Annotated in this window: 16 protein-coding genes; 7 read left to right on the top strand and 9 right to left on the bottom strand. The window is 44.3% G+C overall.

The genetic code is table 11. The annotated features are described in order from the left end of the window. Positions 1–13: 13 nt before the first annotated feature. The 4 genes from JOJ89_RS07120 to JOJ89_RS07105 all read right to left on the bottom strand — a co-directional run bounded on the left by JOJ89_RS07120 (position 14) and on the right by JOJ89_RS07105 (position 3,390). Positions 14–871 (bottom strand): MurR/RpiR family transcriptional regulator, encoded by an 858-nt coding sequence (locus tag JOJ89_RS07120; RefSeq protein ID WP_029281906.1) that lies wholly within the window; start codon positions 869–871, stop codon positions 14–16. A gap of 12 nt (positions 872–883) precedes the next feature. Next, on the bottom strand, positions 884–1,792 hold the full coding sequence (gene murQ / locus JOJ89_RS07115) for an N-acetylmuramic acid 6-phosphate etherase (RefSeq protein WP_203290011.1): 909 nt from the start codon (positions 1,790–1,792) through the stop codon (positions 884–886). A gap of 338 nt (positions 1,793–2,130) precedes the next feature. Continuing rightward, positions 2,131–2,796: a vWA domain-containing protein gene (locus tag JOJ89_RS07110; protein WP_029281910.1), complete on the bottom strand. Its 666-nt coding sequence runs from the start codon at positions 2,794–2,796 to the stop codon at positions 2,131–2,133. Positions 2,797–2,811: 15 nt separating this feature from the next. Beyond that, positions 2,812–3,390: a TerD family protein gene (locus tag JOJ89_RS07105; RefSeq protein WP_029281912.1), complete on the bottom strand. Its 579-nt coding sequence runs from the start codon at positions 3,388–3,390 to the stop codon at positions 2,812–2,814. A gap of 177 nt (positions 3,391–3,567) precedes the next feature. Between JOJ89_RS07105 and aldA the strand changes: the two genes are divergently transcribed. Together aldA and JOJ89_RS07095 are read left to right on the top strand one after the other, a co-directional pair. After that, on the top strand, positions 3,568–5,016 hold the full coding sequence (gene aldA, locus JOJ89_RS07100) for an aldehyde dehydrogenase (RefSeq protein WP_203290010.1): 1,449 nt from the start codon (positions 3,568–3,570) through the stop codon (positions 5,014–5,016). Positions 5,017–5,101: 85 nt separating this feature from the next. Beyond that, complete coding sequence (locus tag JOJ89_RS07095; protein WP_029565392.1) at positions 5,102–5,569, top strand: hypothetical protein; 468 nt, start codon at positions 5,102–5,104, stop codon at positions 5,567–5,569. Positions 5,570–6,019: 450 nt separating this feature from the next. Here the strand turns inward: JOJ89_RS07095 and JOJ89_RS07090 are convergent, their stop codons facing one another. After that, a complete protein-coding gene (locus JOJ89_RS07090; protein ID WP_203290009.1) occupies positions 6,020–6,760 on the bottom strand; it encodes a TspO/MBR family protein in 741 nt (246 codons plus the stop codon). Between the two features lie 189 nt (positions 6,761–6,949). Here JOJ89_RS07090 and JOJ89_RS07085 point away from each other — a divergent pair, with 189 nt between their 5' ends. Next, entirely contained in the window at positions 6,950–7,891 is a 942-nt protein-coding gene (locus tag JOJ89_RS07085) for a S8 family peptidase (protein ID WP_203290008.1), read from the top strand. Positions 7,892–7,963: 72 nt separating this feature from the next. Here the strand turns inward: JOJ89_RS07085 and JOJ89_RS07080 are convergent, their stop codons facing one another. From JOJ89_RS07080 to JOJ89_RS07070, 3 genes are all read right to left on the bottom strand, one after another. Continuing rightward, a complete protein-coding gene (locus tag JOJ89_RS07080; protein WP_029281922.1) occupies positions 7,964–9,208 on the bottom strand; it encodes a helix-turn-helix domain-containing protein in 1,245 nt (414 codons plus the stop codon). Positions 9,209–9,343: 135 nt separating this feature from the next. Continuing rightward, on the bottom strand, positions 9,344–9,724 hold the full coding sequence (locus JOJ89_RS07075; RefSeq protein WP_029281924.1) for a hypothetical protein: 381 nt from the start codon (positions 9,722–9,724) through the stop codon (positions 9,344–9,346). Between the two features lie 126 nt (positions 9,725–9,850). Continuing rightward, positions 9,851–11,260: a sucrose-specific PTS transporter subunit IIBC gene (locus tag JOJ89_RS07070; RefSeq protein ID WP_203290287.1), complete on the bottom strand. Its 1,410-nt coding sequence runs from the start codon at positions 11,258–11,260 to the stop codon at positions 9,851–9,853. A 226-nt stretch (positions 11,261–11,486) separates the two neighbouring features. Between JOJ89_RS07070 and JOJ89_RS07065 the strand changes: the two genes are divergently transcribed. The 4 genes from JOJ89_RS07065 to JOJ89_RS07050 all read left to right on the top strand — a co-directional run bounded on the left by JOJ89_RS07065 (position 11,487) and on the right by JOJ89_RS07050 (position 14,617). After that, positions 11,487–12,419: an ABC transporter substrate-binding protein gene (locus JOJ89_RS07065; RefSeq protein ID WP_234703382.1), complete on the top strand. Its 933-nt coding sequence runs from the start codon at positions 11,487–11,489 to the stop codon at positions 12,417–12,419. A 12-nt stretch (positions 12,420–12,431) separates the two neighbouring features. After that, positions 12,432–13,409, top strand: coding sequence for an ABC transporter permease (locus tag JOJ89_RS07060; protein WP_029565389.1), 978 nt, complete (start codon positions 12,432–12,434; stop codon positions 13,407–13,409). Then, on the top strand, positions 13,402–14,196 hold the full coding sequence (locus tag JOJ89_RS07055; RefSeq protein ID WP_203290286.1) for an ABC transporter ATP-binding protein: 795 nt from the start codon (positions 13,402–13,404) through the stop codon (positions 14,194–14,196). Before JOJ89_RS07060 ends, JOJ89_RS07055 begins: the two co-directional genes overlap by 8 nt. A 64-nt stretch (positions 14,197–14,260) precedes the next feature. Then, positions 14,261–14,617, top strand: a complete 357-nt coding sequence (locus JOJ89_RS07050; protein ID WP_203290007.1) for a hydrolase — start codon at positions 14,261–14,263, stop codon at positions 14,615–14,617. A 62-nt stretch (positions 14,618–14,679) separates the two neighbouring features. On the opposite strand, the gene abc-f is transcribed toward JOJ89_RS07050, so the two are convergent. Next, entirely contained in the window at positions 14,680–16,548 is a 1,869-nt protein-coding gene (abc-f, locus tag JOJ89_RS07045) for a ribosomal protection-like ABC-F family protein (RefSeq protein ID WP_203290006.1), read from the bottom strand. Positions 16,549–16,606: the final 58 nt, after the last annotated feature.

The following is a 16,606-nucleotide window of genomic DNA, read 5'->3' as shown; positions in this document are numbered from 1 at the left end:
CCTTTTGTTGTGCCTATTTCATTTTTTCTGTCATTGATTTGATCGCCGCTCTTGTATTGTCAATATATCGAACGGTCTCATCATACTGCTCGGTCGCCATTCCGAGGAATAAAATATCAATCATATAAAGCTGCGCAAGCCGTGATGACGTCGCGGCGCTCCTGAATGGAGCTTCATTTGAGAAAGAAGTATGAAGCGAGACATCGCTGAGTGAGGAAACAGTCGTCTGCCCGAAATGGGTAAGCCCAATCGTTTTCACTCCTCTTTCTCTTGCAAGTTTCATCACATTGACGATTTCCTTCGTTTCACCCGAAAACGAAATGGCGAAAAGCACATCGTCCGGCTGTGCATTTGCTATTAATGTTGCAACAAGATGCATATCTGTAAAGGCAGTTGCTCCTTTGTTGATGCGGATCAGCTTTTGCTGGGCATCCTGCGCGACTATGTTTGATGCGCCTACCCCGCAGAAGTGAACGTTTTTCGCCTTCATGAGCATGCTGATTGCCATTTTCAGATTGTCATGATCAATAATCTCCGCTGTATCTCTTATAATCTGAATCGTATTGCTTGTCGTTTTCTCAACAACTCTGTAAAGAGATTCACCAGGCTCAATATCACGGTAGCCTTGTTCAACAGACTTCATCAAGTCGCCGGCAATTCTCATTTTCAGATCCTGAAACCCTCTGAGTCCAAGTGATTTGCAGAGCCTGACAACAGCTGCCCCGCTTGTCTTTGCCGATGTGCTGAGCTCGCTTACGGTGCTGTTTACCACTTCGTGCGGATGTTTGAGAATATATTCGGCAAGCTTTTGTTCAGATTGCGGCAGCTTGGAAAGCATCGTTTGGATAATGGAGAGAGCACCGGTTGTCATAGCTTTCGCTCCTTACCCTTCATGAAGTGAGATGGCTTTTCGGACATCTCCGTCTGCGCGAAGCAATAAATCAGATGCTTCGTCATACGCGACTCCCGCTTTAATCATGACAATGGACGGCTTCACTTTCAGCTCCGCTTTTTCAAGAGTCTCTTTTGCCGTTTCATAATCTGATCCAGTTAACGTCTGGATGATGCTGACGGCCCGTTCTTTGAGCTTGTAGTTGCTCACATTCACATCAACCATCAGATTTTCATACACTTTTCCGATTTTGATCATGGATGCTGTTGAGATCATGTTTAAAACCATCTTGTGGGCAGTAGCCGCTTTCATTCTTGTTGAACCCGTTACAACTTCAGGCCCAACAATCACTTCTATACCGACTTCCGCCGCTTCAGAAATTTTCGCTTCTTTGTTGCATGAAAGAGCGACTGTTTTAGCCCCGATGCTTTTTGCATATTGAAGGCCTCCGTAAACATAAGGCGTTCTTCCGCTTGCGGCAATGCCTACTACCGTATCATTAGCTGTGAGCTGGATGGATTTTAAATCATTTACTCCAAAATCTTCTCTGTCTTCTGCTCCTTCTACCGCTTTAACAAAAGCTCGTTCCCCACCGGCAATCAGCCCGATGACTGTATCCGGTGATGTACTGAAGGTCGGCGGGCATTCGACAGCGTCGAGGACTCCGAGCCTGCCGCTTGTGCCTGCACCAATATAAATGATCCTGCCTCCCTTTTTAAGAGATTCATAGGCAAACTCTACGGCCGCCTTCACTTCAGGAAGAACTTCTTGTACTGCCGCCGCTATTTTCATATCCTCGTTATTCATGATCGAGAGGATTTCAAGCGTGCTTGCGCTGTCGATCTTCATTGTTTGTTCATTTCTCAATTCTGTCGTTAATGAACGCAGCTGTTTTTCCATAAAAGGATGTTGCCCCCTAACAAAATTCTTACTATTCAGTATATTTTAATCTAAACATAATTTCAATTTAAACTTAACTTTTTTGAAATTACATTTCAGATTATACGTCCATGATAGCGCTTTTATGACTAGACGGCAAGAGGTGCCGACCTGTTTTCTCAATTGTAAATTATGTAAATGCCCACAATTTTACGGGTCTTTTGATTCGTTTTTTGTGAGCGGGGCATGAAAAAAGATTGGTTTGTATGCAGATTCACATAAGCAAACAGGAAAAAGGAATGATTTTTCAATCAGAACAGAAAAAAAAGACCACAGGATTATGCCCTGTGGCCTCAAAATCACAATACTCGTTTGTCCTTTGCTTCTCTGATCCAGTCCGGAAACTCATTCAGTAAACGGTCATAAAGCTCTTCATCTGTCATTGCATCGATGTTCTGCACATGGAAGAAGTTTGCGTTGTCGATGAACCTGCCTTCCATTGTGTCCAGATTTTCAAGCACTTTAAAATTGGAATCTCCAATCCCGACAAACTGCCAGAAAAGCGGCTTATCAGAAGATGACACAACCGGTTTTTTAATTGTGCTTTTACAGCCTCCGTCGTTTATAAACACGACAAACGCAGGATCACTGCTCGGCTCTTCCTTTAAATATTTTGTCATGACATCAAACATGACCGGCGGTTCATCGTTGCGCCCGAATTTATGTATAGAATCGTTAAAAAGAATCTCTCTGTTTACATAGTTTTCGAAATCTCGTTCTGTGACTGATGGAAGTCTTGTAAATTCATTGTCGTATACCCAGACGTCAAGCATTCCGTCATCATCAAACTGGCTTGCCACTGCAAGAATTCTCTCAACCACCTTTTGCACGGTTCCATCCTTGTAGAGGCTCCGCATTGAACCGGAAATATCAAGAACAAGACCTACTCTTGCGACGACACCTGTAAGCTTTTTTTTCTCAAGAACGATACCGGCCGTTTTTTTCATCAAATTGATTGTGCTCATGTTCACAGCCTCCTATCAGACATCAAGTCCGTAGTTTCGGCATAATGCAGCGAGTCCTCCTGAGAAGCCGCTGCCGATTGCATTAAACTTCCAGTCCTGGCCGTGCTTGTACAATTCGCATACAACTACTGCTGTTTCGACTGAGAAGTCTTCACCGAGGTCATAGCGCAGCACTTCTTCAGAGTTGTCTGCATTTACAACGCGCACGAAGGCATTGGAAACCTGGCCGAAGTTCTGGCTTCGGGCTTCTGCATCATGAATGGTAACGGTAATGCCGATTTTCTCAACGTGAGAAGGCATCAGGGAAAAATCAATGATCATCTGTTCATCGTCCCCGTCTCCTTCACCTGTGCGGTTATCCCCTGTATGTTCAACTGCCCCATTTGGACTCTTTAAATTGTTATAAAAGATAAAATCAAGATCGTTCTGTACATTTCCATTTCCATCTGCAAGAAATGCCGACGCATCCAAATCAAAATCTCTGCCGCCTGAATATTTATTCGTATCCCACCCAAGACCGATAATCACTTTTGTTAAACCCGGATTTGTTTTCGTAAGATCAATGCGCTGTCCTTTTGATAATGAAATTGACAAGTTGATCACCCCTAAAAATATTTTCCATTAAAGGAAGTCTGCTTCTATTGTACTACGAATCTAGCACAAAAAAGTTTCAATTTCCAATTTTTCGCTGCACATTCAAAAAGATTCTCATGTTTAAGGGATAACCATGAGTGGAACAGTCTACTAGATTGAAATTGAAGGAGGATCACTATGAAACGGCATAAATTATATACTAACGGTGAATACATGGATTCAACTTCAGATGAAACAATTGAAGTCGTAAATCCGGCGACAGAGGAAGTCATTTCAGCCATTTTTGCAGGTACAGAAGAAGATGCAAACAAAGCGATTGAAGCGGCATTCAAAGCTCAGAAGCAATGGGAAAAAGTCCCCTCAGCAGATAGAGGAAAAATCGTCAGAGCTCTTGGGGACAGGCTGAAGGAACGGCGTGAAACCTTTATTGAACTACTGATGGAGGAACAGGGAAAGCCATATCAGCAGGCAAGCGGTGAGGTTGATACGGCAATTGACTACTTTTACTACATGTCCGAGTGGGCACGCAGGATTGAAGGGGAAATCATTCCGAGTGACCGTCCGAATGAAAACATCCTGATGTTCAGGAAGCCGATAGGCGTTGTTGCGGGAATCGTCCCATGGAACTTTCCTGTTTTCATCTTGGCAAGGAAAGTCGCAACCGCTCTTATTACAGGCTGCACCATTGTTCTCAAACCAAGCCAGCAAACACCAAATACCGCAGCTGAGTTCACAAAAATCATTGATGAAATGAAAGATATTCCTCCCGGCGTTTACAATTTCATTACCGGAAAAGGTTCGACAATCGGAAACGTGATGGCCTCTCACCCTAAGGTTGGCATCATTACCATGACCGGCAGCGTGAAAGCAGGAACAAAGGTTATGGAAGCAGCTGCCCAAAACATCACGAAGGTGAACCTGGAGCTTGGCGGTAAGGCACCTGCCATCGTGACGAAGCATGCAAATCTCGAGACTGCCGTTAAGAGCATCAAACAGTCGAGAATCACAAATTCCGGTCAGGCTTGTACAAATGCGGAACGTGTGTATGTGCATGAGGATGTTGCTGAAGAATTTATCGAGAAAATGACAGTAGCTATGAAAGATACAAAGGTTGGAATGCCTGCAGACAGAGAGTCTGAAATGGGACCGCTCGTCAGCAAGGACCGCCTGGAAACGGTTGAAAAGATGGTTCATAATGCTGTTGACAGCGGGGCAAAAATTCTTACAGGCGGAAAACGCGCTGACATAAACGGAGGATTCTTTTATGAACCTACCGTCATAACAAATGTCAGCCAGGATTCAGAAATCATCCAGGAAGAAATTTTTGGACCCGTGCTTCCGATTATGACGTACAGCACGCTTGATGAAGCAATCGAGCTTGCAAATGATTCTGATTATGGCCTCTCATCGTCCATCTATACAGATAATGTCCACGAAGCCATGCGTGCAGCAAATGAACTGAAGTTCGGCGAGACCTTCATTAACCGTGAAAATTTCGAAGCCATTCAAGGCTATCATGCCGGCCTGCGTAAATCAGGGCTTGGCGGAGCAGACGGCAAACACGGGATTGAAGACTTCACTGTCACACACGCCGTTTACATGCAGTATGACGACAAAAAAGCATAACAAAAAAACGTTCAGGCATTTGTCTGGACGTTTTTTCATAATTCCTCCCCCATTCGAGCATGATGAATAACAGGAGGGATTTTTTGTGACCTATTCAAAACCGATCAGAATCATCATTCTTATTCTTTCCTGGGGAAGCCTGTTCTTATTAAAGCCCGCTTCCATCCTTCGCTTTTCGCCTGCCTCTTTTCTTGTCTCATTGTTGTTGGCGGTTGAAACAATGATCGCAGGGCCTTATCAGCTTTGGACGATTAAAGGAGGAAAGAAAAACCGCTTATGGGGAGATCTGAGCTTTATATTCGGCCCGTTCATTTCAGGAACCCTCTGGATATTCCACCTTACATACGGAAAATTTTGGAGGTTTATGCTGCTTAATGCGGCCATGGATTTCCTATTGGCCTATCCTCTCACCTACGTTTTCGAAAAAACAGGTTTATATAAGCTGAAGAAATTAAATAAGCACTGCCTCTTTGCACTTTCGGTTTCCTATGCAGCTTTGATTTACGGCTATCAGAAGGTACTGGAAGGAAGTTTTAAAAAAGAATCATCCTAGGGGCTGGGAGAAAACATGTCGGTAGTTCACTTGAAAATATTCTTAAAATTGATGCTGTTTCAGGGTATGACTACACAAATGAGGTTCCTTTTCTGATAAAAGTGGCAGCACTATCGCGAATGACGCCACAAATGAGGTTCCTCTTCTGTTAAAAGTGGCAGCATTAACGCGAGTGACGCCACAAATGAGGTTCCTCTTCTGTTAAAAGTGTCAGCACTAACGAGAGTGACGCCACAAATGAGGTTCCTCTTCTGATAAAAGTGGCAGCACTAACGAGAGTGACGCCACAAATGAGGTTCCTCTTCTGATGAAAGTGGCAGCACCAGCGCGAGTGACGCCACAAGTGAGGTTCCTTTTCTAATCCTTTAATATGAAAAAACACCGAACCGGCTAAACCCTGGTTCGGTGTTTTTTTATGGCTGAAACCGTTATGTGCCAGCGTCACTTTCTTTATTTCCGAAGCTTTTGAATAAGTTTTATAAGGACAGCCGCTGCAATGACGATTACGGAAATAACGACTGTTCTTTTGATGGCAGCCGGATCCTGCATAACATAAATGGCAATATACGCCCAGATGAAGACAAGCGGATAATAGACATCATCATTTTTGAATGTAAACCAGACGGCAAGCACGGCTCCGACAATCAGCATAATAACTGCCCAGGCGAGCTCATTCAAGCCAAGGAATGATTCAATGCCTGCCGTATAAAAGAAAATGAAAAAGTTTACGATTGTTGCAACTGAAATCCAGCCTAGATAAATCGAAAACGGTGTTCTCATGAGCCATTTCCGTTCTGGTAAACGCTGAATGCGCGTATACACGATAATCAGGGAAATCAGCAGTCCCAGCATGACAAGCAGCGAGACCGGAAACAGTTCATAATGGAAAGCAAAAAGCCATAGGCTGTTAAAGATACAGCTCAGGAAAAACCAAATGCCAATCTTTGCATAGTTCATGCGTTCTTCTTCATTCACAAAAAATTGTCTTGCCGTCCAAATTCCAAGCAGCAGGTAAATCAGTCCCCAGATGGAAAATGCATAGCCTGCAGGCGTGAACAAAACCGGGATACTGTCAGACACCTCAGCTGATGTCTGTCCATTGAGCGGCAGGGCATTTGCCAGATAGTTAACAACAATGACGAGAACATATCCCGCCGCATTCAGAAGGGCAAAACCGGAAAATCTCTTCATGATGACCTCCTCCTTTTCACAATTAGTGTATTTTGCCTGTCTTTTTTTCATACCCTTAATTAGTCAAATTAAAATAAGCAGAGCACATTTGGGAATTTTGAACGAGTCATGAGTTTCTTCTCGTCATTCATCATGCTTTTACTCACGTCATCATATATCTAAAGCATTACGAGTAAAGGAGAGGGAGAGATGAAAGGACAAGTAAGGCTGCTCCCCCATAAATATGGCCCGATCGTTAAAAATGTGAAAACCAATTCTGAAGGTGTGGTAATGATTCAAGCCCCAGAGCTTTGGGCAAAGGGAATCCGCGGGAGGGGCATCACCATTGCAGTGCTTGATACCGGCTGTGACATCAACCACCCTGATCTGCGCGGCAATATAGCAGGAGGGCGTAATTTTACGACCGATGACAACGGGGACCAAAACCGGGTGACCGATTACCATGGCCACGGCACTCACGTTGCGGGAACAATAGCCGCATCAAAAAATGTGGGAGTTGCCCCGCAGGCAAAAATCCTTGTTGTAAAAGTACTCGCAGGAGACACAGGAAGCGGTGAGTACGACTGGATCGTGAAAGGCATTCTTTACGCCATAGAACAGAAAGTTGATGTTATTTCCATGTCACTTGGAGGACCGTCTGATCATTCTGAGCTGCGCAAGGCTGTAAAAAAAGCCGTTGCAAATCAGATATCCGTCGTTTGTGCTGCGGGAAATGAAGGAGATCAGGACGGAGGCACTTCCGAGTATTCTTATCCCGGCTCATACAATGAAGTAATTTCGGTTGGCTCAATTGGATTTAACAGGGCGTCTTCCCCCTTTTCCAATTCAAATAACGAACTGGATTTAGTTGCACCGGGCGAACGGATTGTTTCAACGATACCCGGAGGGGAATATGCTGCGTTCAGCGGAACCTCTATGGCCACACCACACGTTTCAGGTGCACTTGCTTTAATTAAAGAGCTTGAAGAAAAAGAATTTGACAGGACGCTGACTGAAGCTGAAGTATACGCTCAGCTGATTAAGCGCACGGTTCCAAATGGCAATCCAAAGACGCTCGAAGGCAATGGGCTGCTCTACTTGACAGCGCCTGATCTGCTCCGGGATGCTGCCGAAGGAGATTCAGAAGAATAATAAAGAGCCATCATCCGCATAAGATGATGGCTCTTTTTGTATGATCTCAAGTAGTCACCTGAAAAAATCCGCTTAAACAAACTGATTGTTCCTCCTGAACTTCTCCATCAGCCCTTTAGCGAAGTCATTGGCCTTTTTCAAATCGCCTTTTTCCATGTAATAATCAAACAGCAATAAACCGTAATGCTGTGCCGGAAGAACATATCCAAGTTCTTTAAAGTGCGGATAAGCATGGTTTTCTATGTACTGATAGTAGGATTCGACTTCCCCGTTTATTTTTAATAGGTGCATCGTAAAAAAATGAATAAAAGTCTTATTGTCGTCTTTTTCGGCGAGTGACAGACCCTTTTGGGCAAGGGCTGCCAGGTCTTCCTTCTTTGTCAGGCCCTCTTTTGAGAGAGCATTCACATATCCTTCAAAAGAACCAAGGTAATTGGGATCTCCGGGCTGCCGTTTATCGGCAGATTTTTTATAGTATTCTGCTGCAGCTGTAAATTCCCCCTGCCTGAGCTGATGATATCCGAAATTGTGGTGCAGCAGCGCCTGCTGATGAGACAGTCCGTAATCTCCTGCCATCTCTATGAGGCGCTCATATTCTTTGTTTTGAAAAACAGCATCATCCGATTGCTCCAGCTGAATCAGCATAAGCATTTCCGTTTCAATGATTCGTGACAGGCTTCTGTTTTCTGTAAAGAACTGGAGGGCTTTGCCCGCATAAAAGTAAGCAAGGACATTTGAATGAATCGAATGGTAAGCAAGCGCCAGATCGTAATAATATTCACGGTTAGAATATTCTGCAAGATTAATTTCTTTTAATACGGCAATTGCTTTAAAGTAATCATGCCGGGCTCTCAAATGATAATTCCCCTGGATATGCAGCAAAAGATTTTGTTCATATGGGGACAGACCGGTCCACAGGCGCATCTCGTTTAAAAGAGCTTCTGCTTCTTCATTTTTAGAAGATGATAGATAATACCTGGTTAAAATAAGCGTATATGTACGGTGAAAGTCCTGAATCTGAAGCAGGCGGCTGTTTTCAAGCTGCTCTTTGACAGCTTCGGTTTTTGAATGGCTTTTGTGTATGATGGCTTCGTGCCATTCATTAAGAAGTTTTTTAATCTTATAGTAGTTTTCAATTTCTGAATCGATGCTGATTCCAAGCCGCTCGCACAGCAATTGAATGGTTTCCTTCGATACTTCTGTCAGCCCGCGTTCTATTTTACTGATGTGCGTGGCCGAACAAATCGCCTCACCAAGGTCCCTTTGCTTTATGTTGTAGAATTCACGGTAAAATTTAATTATTTTTCCTTCCAGCATGCTGCGTCATCCCCCTGTGTCAAAGCATCTCTATAAACCTATTATAACGGCATGCCCAATTGATTGGCCCCGAGTTCAAACAGAATATTTTTCGGCAGCAGAAATACCCCCGGGAGCCCGGAGGTATTCACTTCATTATTTTGAAAGAACGTGCAGGATCATTTCTGCATCTTTTTCATCCACATTCATTTCATCAGCCAGCTTCAAAGGATCTTCTGCCAGGCCGGGTTTTCTTTTCAAAGCATGCAATGCCTGATAGCAAAGGCTTATCGGTGTTTTTTCAATGCGGGTGGTGATGATTCTGCACACCCCCTGCTTTTCTGTCTGAATGGCGCCAAACTGCTCAAGCTGCTGCATTCTGAGAATAGCGGTCCTCTTTGACAATCCCAGTTCATCCGACAGCTCGCTGATGTCATATGCGACATTTCCGTCAGCATCTCGATGAACCAGCAAATACCCTAGAAGCTTTGAATAGATGCCTGATAGATGTACCAATGCTCTCTCATTTATGTTCATTTCTATGCCACCTAATCCAATCTGTTACAAATCAGTATACATATTGTCTTAGGGCCAATGTTTCATATCATCATTTTGTAATATAGTTTTTACCCGTTTGTTATATATCTGTGAATTTTTAGGAGTTTAATCCTTTTCATCGTCTAAATCAATCATCTTATCTGAAAAACCGAACAGCCACGTCAGGACAAATGCCGTTGCGACTGCGAGAAAGTTCACAGCGAGATACATGATGATCTGTCCATTTAAGTACAGCAGAACTCCCGGAATTGCCGTTATCGCCATTCCTGTTGCTTTAAGGCCTGCAAGAGAGGCAGCAAATCCGCCGATGCCGCCGCCAATCAGAGCCATGACGAACGGTTTGATATAGCGGAGGTTCACGCCGAAAATCGCGGGCTCTGTGATTCCGAGCAAAGCAGAAAAAGAAGATGGCAGCGCAATGGCCTTCAGTTTTTTCGACTTGGTTTTCAGGCCCACAGCAAGCGCCGCTCCCCCCTGTGCAACGACAGAACACGTAATGATCGCATTGTACTGATTGTATCCGAAGCGCTCGAGCAGCTGGATCTCAAGCAGGTTAAACACATGATGGACGCCGGTTACAACAATCAGCTGATTTAATGAACCTATGATGAGACCGCTTATGCCAAACGGCCAGTTTAATATGGCTACTGTGCTGTTCAGGATAAATTCCTCAACTGTATGAAAAACTGGTCCTATGATAAAGAGAGAAAGAATGATCATGAATAAAAGCGTTAAAAATGGTGTCAAAATCAAATCAAGCGATTCTCTTGTATGTTTCCTGATTGAACGCTCAAGTTTTGCTCCTATTAGCCCCGCGATAAATGCAGGGAGGACCGACCCCTGATAGCCAAGAACCGGAATAAAACCGAAAAATGTCAGCGCCTCGGCTTTATCTGCCGCCACATCGTAGGCATTTGGAAGGGCAGGACTTACAAGCATTAAGCCGAGCACCATTCCAATGACGGGATTTCCCCCGAAAACCCTGAACGCAGACCATGCAACAAGCGCGGGAAGAAAAGCAAAGGCTGTATCCGTCAGCACCTCTGAAAACGTAATGACATTTTGCGGGATCTGTTCAGGTGTCATGCCGAAAAAAGCAAGCACCTGCTCCTGGAGGATAAGGCCCCTAATCCCCATAAAAAGCCCGGTAGCAACGAGAATCGGAATGATTGGAACAAAAACATCCCCAAACGCACGGACGGATCTTTGAAACAAATTGCCGCTTTTTGCTGCTGCCTCTTTCTGTTCATCCTTTGCAGACCCGGTAACACCTAGCGCAATGACCTCTTCATAAATGCGGTTCACCGTCCCTGTTCCGAAAATCAGCTGATATTGCCCTGAATGAAAAAAGGCTCCCTTTACTTTATCAATGGACTCCGCTTTTTTCTGATCAATGTCTTCTTTCCTTTTCACCATTACGCGAAGCCTTGTCGCACAGTGCGACACAGATGTGATATTTTCACGGCCTCCAAGTGCCCAGATGACTTCTTCGGCAATTTTCCGGGTGTCTGACATGGAATCCTCCTGGATGTATTTGACATACATGTAATTTCCCTCATTATCTCTTCTTTTAAACAGAAAAAATAGCTGAAATTTCACTCAAATCAGAAAATAATGATTGTCGAAACTAAATATTGCGGTATAATTTAATGAATAAAAGCATAAAAGCGTAAAAGCAAATAAAACGGGGGTATGTCAAATGAACTGGAAAAACCTTGGAATGGGAATCGCACTGTCAAGCATGATGATCGCTGCCGGCTGCGGAAGCAAAGAAACGTCGGGAGGCAGCGGCGAAAAGACCTATCAGGTGGGTGTCACTCAAATTGTCGAGCATCCTTCTCTTGATGCTGCTTTAAAAGGATTTCAAAAAGCACTGAAAGATGAAGGTCTAAAGGTTGACTATGACGTGCAGATTGCAGGCGGCGATCAGAATAATAATCAGACCATTGCAAGCAATTTTGTCGGCGATGGCGTTGACTTGATCTTCGCCAACTCCACACCAAGTGCTCTGAGCGCACTCAATGCTACTAAAGATATTCCGATTGTTTTCACTTCAGTCACGGATCCAATAGGGGCAGGCCTAGTCGAAAGCTTTGAAAAACCGGGTGCAAACATTACCGGAACGACAGATACTCACCCTGATGCCATTCCGAATACGGTCAAATTCATAGATGAAAATGTGGACGGAAATAAGGTCGGGATGATCTATAACTCAGGTGAGCAAAACTCGGCGGCTCAAATTGATCTTGTTAAAAAAGCAGCTAAGGGAACAGATATTGAAATTGTTGAAGCATCTGTTTCAACCTCAGCTGAAGTCAAGCAGGCCGCTGAAAGCTTAGTCGGAAAAGTAGATTCTTTCTATATTATTACTGATAATACGGTCGTATCCGCTTTAGAGTCTGTTATTTCTGTTGCAGGCGACGAAGACATTCCCCTGTTTGTCGGAGAGCTTGATTCAGTAGCCAGAGGCGGTTTTGCTGCTTATGGATTTGACTACGGGGACATTGGATATGAAGCGGGCTTAAAGGCAGCTGATATCCTAAAAGGAGAAAAAAAAGCGGGAGATATCCCTGTTGATTACCCTCAGAAATTAAAACTGCAGGTCAGCAAAAAAGCGGCTGAAGCGATGAATGTTGACATAAAAGACTTTAAAGACGCTGAATTAATCGATTAAGGAGGATACACCATGTTTACTGCCCTATTCTCTTCTGTTGAATCCGGACTGATCTACGCCATCATGGCTCTTGGTGTGTATCTTTCCTTCAGGATTCTCGATTTTCCCGATCTCACCGTTGACGGCAGCTTTGTCACAGGTGCCGCGGTATGTGCTGCATTGATTGTAAATGGCGTTAACCCTTTTATCGCAACTCTGGCGGCCCTTGTCGCCGGATTTGTTGCAGGGTGCCTTACGGGAATTCTTCACACGAAAGGGAAAATCAATCCCCTGCTTTCGGGGATCCTGATGATGATTGCCTTATATTCGATAAATCTGCGGATCATGGGACAATCAAACGTCCCTTTGCTTCAGGAAAGCACGGTCTTTTCTGTTTTGCTTGATGGCTGGAATCAGCTTGGAATCGACGCATTTATACAGTCTGTATTTGTATCAGCAGGTCTTGAAGCATTTATCCCGAAAACATGGTCAGTTCTCGCAGCCATGTGCGCCATTATTGTGCTTATAAAGCTTTCACTCGATTATTTCCTGAAAACAGAAATCGGCATTGCCATCCGCGCTGTCGGTGATAATGAAAAAATGATCTCAAGCTTTTCAGCCAATACGGATCTTCTGAAAATTATCGGTCTCGGCATATCCAATGCACTTGTTGCCTTTTCTGGTGCTTTCATCGCTCAATTTTCAGGATTCAGCGATATTGGCATGGGAATCGGCATGATCATCATTGGTCTTGCATCTGTCATTATCGGGGAAGCCCTTGTCGGAACAAAAACAATCATCCGGGCAACTCTCGCTGTCATCATTGGAGCCATACTCTACCGCATTATTATTGCGCTTGCGCTTAGAGCAGACTTCCTTGAGACAGGCGATATGAAGATGATCACAGCAGCGATCGTCATAGCGGCCCTCGTCGTGCCGCAGCTGCTGGCAAAACAGAAAGAAAAAAGGAAAAAACTTCTCAGGAGAAAGGGAGATGTTCATATTGCTTGAGCTGAAGCAGATTGAAAAAGTGTTTAATGAAGGTTCTCCCGATGAGAAAAAAGCTTTGAACGGGCTTTCCCTTTCTCTTAAAAAAGGAGATTTCGTAACCGTAATCGGCAGCAATGGAGCAGGTAAATCCACCTTGCTGAACGTTATATCTGGCAGGCTTTTTCCTGATTACGGGGACGTGCTGATCGAAGAAAAATCGATGACAAACCTGCGCGAGCACAAGCGCGCCAAATACCTAGGCCGCGTTTTTCAGGATCCGATGGCCGGAACATCACCTGCGCTCACGATAGAAGAGAATCTCGCCATCGCTTATGCACGTGTCCATAAACGCACACTGAGACCCGGCGTTACAGCGAGGAGAAAAGCATTTTTCAAGGAAAAGCTGACGACGCTCGGCCTTGGACTCGAAGACAGACTCTCTGCAAAAGTCGGGCTTCTTTCAGGAGGCGAACGGCAGGCGCTTTCCCTTTTAATGGCCACGTTCACGAATCCGGGAATACTCTTGCTCGATGAGCATACAGCTGCACTTGATCCTTCCCGGGCCGATCTCATTACAAACCTGACAGAAAAGCTCGTTTCAGAAGGTCAGTTAACGACTCTGATGATCACCCACAATATGCAGCAGGCAGTCGACCTTGGCAATCGCCTTGTCATGATGGACGGCGGACGAATAATCTTTCAGGCAGAGGGAGATCAAAAGAAAAAACTGACCGTAGCCTCCCTTCTGAACGAATTTTCAAAAATAAAAAGCGGAAGCTCACTGTCAGACAAGGTCATGCTGAGTTAATAGAGGGTTACATTTCTCCGATTAGTGGTAAAGAAAGACAAATCACTAAAAGGAGATGGGTTGGATGAATCAGGAAAAACAAACCTACTATATTGACGTGGCAAGCGGAGAAATTCTTCAGAATCCTGCAGAATCAAGTCCAAGCTTCAAACTGTATGCCACTCCGGCTGAAATTGATCAGCTGAAGTCCTATTACAGCGAAAACAGCTCGGCTGACTTTCAAACCTTTCAGCGTGCGCAGGTTCCATTCCGCGAATATCATCATGATGCAGAAAACAAAGCCTATGACGATTCGATGAGAAAAATTTACGGGATGATTTATTTACTTGGGGACGAAGAAGCCAAACGCCATATCGAAGAAAATGGCATTTTGAAAGACAATCATTCGGATAACCCGGAACATGTGGAAAATTTCAAGTAACCGCTTGATGTTACTCAACAATAAAAAAGATCCGCTGCACAGGCAGCGGATCTTTTTTCATTCTAAAGTCTTTCATACAGACATTTAATTTCTCCTTCTATTTCTTCTTTCCGGCTGTTAAGCAGGATCAGCTCATTTAGTTCACTTTGTTTATTCATATTCAGTTCAATCTCATACACCTCATGTTCAAGCTGTTCAATTTGGTTCAGTACGTCCTCAACATTTTCCCGCATTCTTATTTGCGGTTGTTTCGTTTTAAGAATTGAAGGCTGACTTTCTTTAATGCCTTTTGGAGACTGATTCATCACTGGCTCCATTTTTTCACGGGCCCAGGCATAGTTCCCATCAAAGGAGTAGAGCTTTTGCTGATGGATCCAGCATGTCTTTGTAAAAAGCTTGTTGAGGAAAAAACGGTCATGGGAAACGGCCAGGATTGTTCCCTCAAACTGCTCAATCGCATCTTCAAGCACCTCCCTGGAATCTATATCCAGATGATTTGTCGGCTCATCTAAAATAAGCACGTTCAAATCCTGCTGCATAAGCTTTGCAAGCTGAATTCTCATCCGTTCGCCGCCGCTTGTATGCTTCATTTTTTTAAAAACGGCTGGTCCGTAAAACATGAACCCTGCAAGAATGTGACGGGCTTCTTCCTCAGATGCATGCACATCTTCCCTGAAAAAATCAATAATTGCAGCATCGGTGTCCTCAAGCGCAAACTGCTGGGAAAGGTAACCGACCTTTACACTGCTGCCAATTTTCACAGCCCCGCTTTCAGGTTCGACCTGGCCCATGATCATTTTCAGCAAAGTGGATTTGCCCGACCCATTCTCCCCGACTATAGCGGTTCTGTCTTTATACTGAATATCCAGTGAAATCTCTTCTAAAATCGTCCGATTTCCAAATGATTTTGAAGCGCCTTCAAGACACAATACTCTTTTTCCGCTTCTGTCCGTCTCTTCAAAGGACAAATTCATTTTTTTATGCTGCAGGACAGGCCGTTTCAGTTTCTCCATTCTCATGAGCGCGCGCTCCATATTTCTTGCCCGCTTATGAAGGCCCTCATTCGGGGGATTAGCCTGATTTGCCCACTCTTTCAATCTTTTAATCGCCTCTTTCATTTTTTTGATTTTTTTCTGCTGATCCTGATAGGCCTGAAATTCCGCCAGCAGCCTTTTCTGTTTCTGGGCGATAAAACCTGAATAATTAGTGTGGTAGACAGTCACTTCCCCGCCTTCAAGATCAAGGATTTTTCCAGCCGTCTCATCCAGAAACGCCCGGTCATGCGATATTACAACAACGGTACCTTTATATTCTTTGAGATAGCCCTCCAGCCATTCTACAGCTGCAATATCCAAATGGTTGGTCGGTTCATCAAGCAGCAGAATATCCGGCTGCTTTAAAAGGATCATGCCAATTGAAACTTTCGTTTTTTCTCCTCCGCTTATGGCCTGGAACTCATTATTCAGGAGTTCCTGAAGCTTCAGTCCGCTGGCAACAGCCTGCACCTTCGCATCCATTTCGTAGCCCCCGAGCAATTCAAATTGCTGCCTGCAGCTGCCGTAACGCTCCATCACCCGTTCTATTAGATGGGGATCTTTTTCCTCAGCCATTCTCATCTCAAGTTCAGCTATCTCAGCTGACAGCTCTGTCAGTTCAGAGAACCCCTCTCTCAGCACATCTTCCACAGTCGTACCTTCAGGGAAAACAGGGATTTGCGCCAGATAGCCGATCTTTTTTCCTTTTTTAATAGCAATTGTGCCTTCGTCCGGCTGCTCAATTCCTGACAAACATTTAAAAATCGTCGTTTTCCCTGTACCATTTCTGCCTGTAAACCCAATCTTTTCGCCTTCGTTTATTTCAAAGCTCAGCTTTTCAAAAATCAGCTGGCTACCGTATGATTTTGTTAATCCCTGAACCGAACATATCGTCATTAGTAGGAACCCCTTTCAAATATAAAAAAAAACAGAATAAGCAGTTTCCTGCTTATCC

This window comes from Metabacillus sp. cB07 (genome assembly GCF_016839225.1).
GTDB lineage: Bacteria > Bacillota > Bacilli > Bacillales > Bacillaceae > Bacillus_P > Bacillus_P indicus.
The sequence above is the reverse complement of the archived record's forward strand: the minus strand, read 5'-3'. Positions and strand labels throughout refer to the sequence as shown.